Source organism: Streptomyces sp. NRRL F-5123 (genome assembly GCF_000721495.1).
Taxonomy (GTDB): Bacteria; Actinomycetota; Actinomycetes; order Streptomycetales; family Streptomycetaceae; genus Actinacidiphila.
The window spans coordinates 1-7414 of record NZ_JOHY01000111.1; the positions used below are offsets into that span (position 1 = coordinate 1).

1 protein-coding gene and 1 pseudogene are annotated in these 7414 nt (G+C 76.7%); both read right to left on the reverse strand.

Annotated elements, in window-relative coordinates; translation table 11 throughout:
• Window positions 1-2054: type I polyketide synthase (locus IH54_RS0138035; protein WP_031525965.1), on the reverse strand; the 2054-nt coding region annotated here is incomplete at its 3' end.
• Between the two features lie 13 nt (window positions 2055-2067).
• Window positions 2068-7404, reverse strand: a pseudogene (locus tag IH54_RS0138040) (SDR family NAD(P)-dependent oxidoreductase); the annotation flags it as partial.
• Window positions 7405-7414 lie beyond the last annotated feature (10 nt).

Here is a 7414-nt window from a genome sequence, read left to right on the forward strand (position 1 = left end):
GCAGCCGCAACCTCCCCCACCGAATGCCCCATCACAAAATCCGGCCGCAGACCCCACGACTCCACCAACCGGAAAAGCGCCACCTCGAAAGCGAACAGCCCCACCTGTGCGTGGGCCGTCCGGTGGATCGGGGCGTCGGGACCGGCCGCCGGGTCGGCGAACACCACGTCGTGCAGCGGACGGTCGGTCCGCGGGTCGATCTCCGCCGCGACGGCGTCGAAGGCCGAGGCGAACACCGGGTGGGCGGCGTACAGTTCGCGGCCCATGCCCGGGTGCTGGCTGCCCTGGCCGGTGAAGAGGAACGCGGTCCGGCCGCCGGGTGCCGCGCCACCCGTGCTCACGCCGGGTGCCTCGCGGCCCTCGGCCAGTGCCCGCAGGCCTTCGACGAGGCCGGCGCGGTCCGTGCCGGTGAGGGCGGCGCGGTGGTCCAGCGGGGTACGGGTCGTGGCGAGCGAGAACCCGATGTCGGCGCCGGTCAGTTCCGGGTGCGCGGTCACGTGCGCGAGCAGCCGCCGTGCCTGCTCCCCCAGGGCGTCGCCGCCGGCCGCCGAGAGCACCCACGGCGGCAGCACGCCCCGGGGGGAGGCGGTGGCGCTGCCCGGCCAGGTTCCGCCCTCGGAGGCGGTGGGAGCGGCGGTGTCCTCGTCGGCGTTCTCCTGCGGCTCCGCGGGGGCCGCCTCCTCCAGGACGAGGTGGGCGTTGGTGCCGCTGATGCCGAAGGAGGAGACGGCCGCACGCCGCGGGTGGCCGTTGCGGGGCCACGGGGTGTTGCCGGTGAGGAGGGTGACGGCGCCGGACGTCCAGTCGACGTGGGGGGTCGGCTCGTCGGCGTGCAGGGTACGGGGCAGCTCGCCGTGGGCCATGGCCTGGACCATCTTGATGATGCCCGCGACACCGGCCGCCGCCTGGGTGTGGCCGATGTTGGACTTCACCGAGCCCAGGCGCAGGGGCCGGTCCGCGGGCCGGTTGCGGCCGTAGGTGGCCTGGAGGGCCTGCGCCTCGATGGGGTCGCCCAGCGCCGTGCCCGTACCGTGCGCCTCCACCGCGTCAACCTGGTCGGGCGTCAGCCCGGCCTCGGCCAGCGCCTGCCGGATCACGCGCTCCTGGGACGGTCCGTTGGGGGCGGTCAGGCCGTTCGAGGCGCCGTCCTGGTTGATCGCGCTGCCGCGGATCACCGCGAGCACCTGGTGCCCGTTGCGTTCGGCGTCCGAGAGCCGTTCCAGCAGCACCAGGCCGCCGCCCTCGGCGAAGTTCGTGCCGTCCGCGGTCGCGGAGAAGGGCTTGCAGCGCCCGTCGGGCGCGAGCCCGCGCTGTCGGCTGAACTCCACGAACACGCCGGGGGTGGCGAGCACCGTCGCCCCGCCGGCCACCGCGAGCCCGCACTCGCGGGACCGCAGCGCGCGGCAGGCCAGGTGTATCGCGACGAGCGACGACGAGCACGCCGTGTCGACCGTCAGGGCCGGTCCCTCGAAGCCGAACGTGTACGCGACCCGCCCCGACGCGACGCTCGGGGTCTTGCCGGTGAGCAGGTAGCCCTCGTGGCCGCCCGCCGCGTCGTGCAGCCGCGGCCCGTACTCGGCGGCGATCACCCCCGCGAACACGCCGGTGTCGCTGCCGCGCAGGGCCGCCGCGGGCACCCGCGCCCGCTCCAGCAGCTCCCACGTGAGTTCCAGCAGCAGCCGGTGCTGCGGGTCTGCCGCCGCGGCCTCGCGCGGGTTGACGCCGAAGAAGCCGGCGTCGAAGCCCGCCGCGTCGTCGAGGAAGCCGCCGCACCGCACGTACGCCTTGCCGGAACGGTCCGGGTCGGGGTCGTAGAGCGCTTCGACGTCCCAGCCGCGGTCGGTGGGAAAGTCGCCGACCGCGTCGCCGCCCCGCTCGACCAGGTCCCACAGGTCGTCGGGCGAGTTGACGCCGCCGGGGTAGCGGCAGGCCATCGCGACGACGGCGATCGGCTCGCGCTCCCTGGCCTCCACCGCACGCAGCCGCTCCCGGGTCTGGTGCAGATCACCGGTGACCCGCCTGAGGTAGTCCCGGAGTTTGTCCTCGTTCGCCATTGCGGGCGCCCTCTCAGAGCTCGTTGTCGATGAAGTCGAAGATCTCCTCGTCCGTCGCCGAGGCCAGGGCGCCGACGACGGACGGCGAGGAGTCGTCCGCAGTGCTCCGCAGCTCGCGGATCAGGTGCAGGAATGCCTCCACCCGGGCTTCCACGCGTTCGAAGTGGCCGTTGACCGGCGGGGACTGGCGCAGGGCCGCCTCCAGCCGGTCCAGCTCGTCCAGCGCCGACAGTGCGGGGAAGTCCCCGTCGCCGCCGTCGGCGTCGTCGCCGCCGAGCTGGGCGTGCAGGTACGCCGCCACACGCTCCGGGGTGGGATGGTCGAAGGCCAGCGTGGCCGGCAGCCGCAGGCCCGTCGCGCCGTTCAGCCGGTTGCGCAGCTCGACGGAGGTCAGCGAGTCGAAGCCCAGTTCCTTGAACGCGCCGTCGGGCCGTACGTCGTGCGGCGCGGAGTGCCCGAGCACCATCGCCACCTGCGCGCGCACCAGCTCCACGAGCAGCTCCGTCCGGCCGCCCGCGGGCGCCTGCGCGAGCCGTTCCCGCCACGACCCGGCCTGGTCCCCGGCCGCGCCGGAGGTGCCGTCCGGGTGCGGCGCCCGCGCGAGGTCGAGCAGCACCGCAGGCACCGGGGAGTGGGCTGCCGCGGCCCGCAGCGCGCCGGTGTCCAGCCGGGTGGCCAGCACCAGCGGGCGGGAGGCGTCCAGCGCCGAGTCGAACAGCGCCACGCCCTCCTCGGCGGACAGCGGGCTGAGGCCCGAGCGTTCCATACGGGCCAGGTCGGCGCCGTCCAGGTGCCCGGTCATCGCACTCTGCTCGGCCCACAGGCCCCACGCGACCGATGTCGCCGGGAGCCCCAGCGCGCGCCGGTGCTGCGCCAGCGCGTCCAGGAACGCGTTGGCCGCCGCGTAGTTGGCCTGGCCGGGGGTGCCCAGCGTGCCCGTCACGGACGAGAACACCACGAAGGCGGACAGGTCCAGATCCGCGGTCAGCTCGTGGAGGTTCCATGCCGCGTCGACCTTCGGGCGCAGCACGGCCGCGAAGCGGTCCGGCGTCAGGTCGGCGAGCAGGCCGTCGTCGATGACGCCCGCCGCGTGCACGACCGCCGTCAGCGGATGCCCGGCGGGCACCGCCGCCAGCGTCGCGGCGAGCGCGTCGCGGTCGGCCGCGTCGCACGCGGCCACGTCCACCCGGGCGCCCAGCTCGGCGAACTCCGCGACGAGTTCGGCGATCCCCTCGGTCGCGGCGCCGCGCCGGCTCAGGAGCAGCAGCCGCCGCGCCCCGTGCTCGGTGACCAGCCTGCGGGCGACGTGCCGCCCGATCATGCCGGTGCCGCCGGTGATCAGCACGGTGCCCCCGGGGTCGATCCCGCGCGGCACGGTCAGGACGATCTTGCCGGTGTGCCGGGCCTGGCTCAGGAAGCGGAAGGCCTCGGGCGCGCGCCGCAGATCCCACGCCGTGACCGGCAGCGGGGCCAGCTCGCCCCGCTCGAACATCGGCATCAGCTCGCCGAACATGCCCCGTACGTGGTCGGGTCCGCGGTCGGTGACGTCGTAGGCCCGGTACAGCACGTCGGGCCGGATCGCGGCGACCGCGTCCGTGTCGCGGATGTCGGTCTTGCCCATCTCCAGGAACCGCCCGCCGTCGGCCAGCAGCCGCAGCGAGGCGTCCACGTACTCCCCGGCGAGCGAGTTGAGCACGACGTCGACGCCGCGCCCGCCGGTGGCCGCGCGGAAGGACTCCTCGAAGCCCAGATCGCGCGAGGACGCGATGTGCGCGTCGTCGAGACCGAGGCCGCGCAGCACGTCCCACTTGCCGGGGCTCGCCGTCCCGAAGACCGTCACGCCCCATTCCCGGGCCAGTTGCAGGGTCGCCATGCCGACACCGCCCGTCGCCGCGTGGAGCAGCAGCGACTCCCCCGCGCGCACCCCGGCGATCTCCGCCAGGCCGTAGTAGGCGGTGAGGAACACCACCGGGATCGTCGCGGCCTGCGCGAAGGTCACGCCGTCCGGGACGCGCGCGACCATCCGGTGGTCGGCCACCGCGAGCGGTCCCGCACCGGTGGACATCAGCCCCGCCACGCGGTCGCCGACGCCGATCCCGGTGACGCCGGGTCCGGTCTCGACGACGACGCCCGCGGCCTCGCCCGCGGGCGGGCGCGTGTCGCCGCGCACCATGCCGAGCGCGAGGACGACCTCGCGGAAGTTCAGGCCCGCCGCCCGCACCGCGACCCTGACCTGGCCCTCCCGCAGCGGCTCCCCGGCCGGGCCCGCGGCGAGCGCCAGCCCGTCGGAGGAGCCCTGGCCGGTGTAGACGAGCTGCCAGTGCGCCGAGTCCTCGGGCGGCGCGAGCGCGTCGCCCGGTTCGATCGCGGCCAGCCGCGGGGCGTACACGGCGCCGTCGCGCAGGGCCGCCTGGGGCTCGCCGGCCCCCGCGACCCGGGCGAGCGCCGCCACGGACGCGGCACGCGCGTCGATGTCCAGCAGGCCGAACCGGCCCGGGTGCTCGGACTGCGCGGTGCGCACCAGGCCCCACACCGCCGCGCCCGGCAGGTCGGTGACGGCCTCGCCCGCGTGGGTCGCGACCGCGCCGCGGGTGACGAACACCAGCCGCCCCGGGGTCTCCCCGGCGGCGAAGGAGGTGATCAGGCCGAAGGCCCACGCCACCGCGGCGTGCGTCGCGGCGGGCACCGCGCCGGCGCCGGGCACGCACTCCACCAGCAGCGTGGCCGCCCCGCCGGCCCGCGCCGCGGCCAGGTCGGCGTAGCGCTCGGACGGCCCCTCCGCGGCCAGTTGCCACGGGTCGTCGCCGAGCACCGCCACCGCCGCGTCCTTGGGCTCCGCGTCGCCGTCCGCGGCGACCGGCCGCCAGTCGAGCCCGAGCAGCGGCGCGGGGCGGGCCGCCCGCAGCGCCGCCAGCTGCCCGGCGTCCATCGCCCGCACCGTCAGCGCGGCCACCTCGGCGACGGGCGCGCCGGCCAGGTCGGTGACGAGCAGCGCCACCGTGTCCTCGCCGGTCGGCGTGGCGCGCACCCGGATCTCCGCGGCCCCCGGCGCGAACAGCCGCACCCCGCTCCACGAGAACGGCACGAGCACCGCGCCCTGCGCGGGCGGCAGCGCTGCGGCAGCGGCGTGCAGGGCGGCGTCGAGCAGCGCGGGGTGCAGCTCGAAGGCGCCGGCACCGGGCTGCTGCTCCTCCGCGAGCCGCGCCTCGGCGACGACCTCCGGGCCGTCCCGCCACACCTTCCGCAGGCAGCGGAAGGCGGGCCCGTAGTCGTAGCCGCGCCCGGCCAGCGACGTGTACAGCTCCGGCACGTCCACCGCGGCGGCCCCGGCCGGCGGCAGGGCCAGCGGCGCCGGTCCCGGGTCCGCGCCCCGGGGGGCGAGCGTGCCGGTGGCGTGCCGGACCCACGCGGCGTCGTCGGGGCCGTCCTCGGCCCGCGAGTACACGTTCACCGTGCGGTGCCCCGCGGCGTCCGCGGGGCCGACCACGACCTGGCAGTGCACGGCTCCGTCGTCGGGCAACGGCAGCGGTGCCTCCAGCACGAGTTCCTCGACGGTGAGCGACCCGTACCGGCGGCCCGCGTGCAGCGCGAGGTCGACCAGCGCTGCGCCCGGCAGCAGGACGCCGCCCAGGAGCGCGTGGTCCGCGAGCCAGGGCTGGGTGCGCGTGGCGAGGCGGCCGGAGAGCACGGTCGTGTCCGCGTCCGCGAGCTCAACCGCCGCGCCCAGCAGCGGATGCGGCACGGACGCCAGCCCGGCCTCCTCCAGGCCCGCCCCGGCCGCGGGTGCCTCCAGCCAGTAGCGCCGCCGCTGGAACGGGTAGCCGGGCAGGTCGACCCGGCGCGGGGCGCGGGTGAGGTAGCCCGCGACGACGACCGGCCAGTCCACCGGCACACCCGCGACGTGGCCTTCGGCGAAGGAGGCGAGCACGCGCTCCCAGCCGCCCTCGTCGCGCCGCAGCGTGGAAAGGACCACGCCGTCGGCCCCGGCGTCGTCGAGCAGGTCCTGCATGCCGGCGGTCAGCACCGGGTGCGGGCTGCACTCGACGAAGACCCGGTGGCCGGAGTCGATCAGCGCGCGGACGGTGCCGGCGAACTCGACGGGCTGCCGCAGGTTGCGGAACCAGTAGCCCGCGTCGAGCTCCGCCGTGTCCAGCGCGGCGCCGGTGACGGTGGAGCGGAAGACGACGTCGGACGTGCGCGGCCTGATGCCCGCGAGCGCCTCCTCCAGCGGCCCGGCGACGGGGTCGACGTGCGCGCAGTGCGAGGCGTAGTCGACGGGGACGCTGCGCGCCCGCACGCCGTCCTCCTTGCACCGGGCGACCAGCTCGTGGATCGCGTCGGCGTCGCCCGAGACCACCGTGGACCTGGGCCCGTTGACCGCGGCGACGCTCAGCGCGTCACCCCACGGGGCCAGCAGTTCCCGGACCTCGGCCGCCGGCAGCGAGACCGCGGCCATGCCGCCGCGGCCGGTCACGGATGTCAGCGCCTGGCTGCGCAGGGCCACCACACGCGCCGCGTCCTCCAGCGGAAGGGCGCCCGCGACGTACGCCGCGGCGATCTCGCCCTGCGAGTGCCCGACCACCGCGTCGGGCAGCACTCCCGCCGCCCGCCACACGGCCGCCAGGGAGACCATCATCGCGAACAGCGCGGGCTGCACCACGTCGACCCGGTCCAGGGTGGGCGCGTCCGGAGCGCCGCGGACGACGTCGAGCAGCGACCAGTCCACGTACGGGGCCAGGGCCCGGTCGCACGCCGTCATCTCGCGCCGGAAGACCTCAGAGGTCTCCAACAGGCCCGCGGCCATGCCCTCCCACTGCGCGCCCTGCCCGGGGAACACGAAGACCGTCCTGCCGGGCGCGCCCGCGGGCGCGGCGCCCGCGCCCGTGACCAGGCCCGGCGCCTCGGCGCCGCGGGCGAGCGCGCCCAGCCCGCGCGCGAACCCTTCGCGGCCGGACGCGACCACGACGGCCCGGTGCTCGAAGAGGGCCTGGTCGGCGGCGAGCGAGAACGCCACGTCCACCGGGTGCTGCCCCGGCTGCTCCGCCAGTTCCGCGAGCTGCCCGGCCCGCGCGCGCAGCGCCTGCTCGTCCTTCGCGGAGACGACCCAGGGCACGGGGGCGGCCTCCGGGGGCTCCGGCTCGGCGACGGGCTGCTCCGCCGGGGGTTCTTCGAGGACGAGGTGGGCGTTGGTGCCGCTGATGCCGAAGGAGGAGACGGCCGCACGGCGGGGCCGGCCGTTGCGCGGCCACGGCGTGTTCTCCGTGAGGAGGCTGACGGCGCCGGCGCTCCAGTCGACGTGCGGGCTCGGCTCGTCGACGTGCAGGGTGCGCGGCAGCTCGCCGTGCCTCATGGCCTCGACG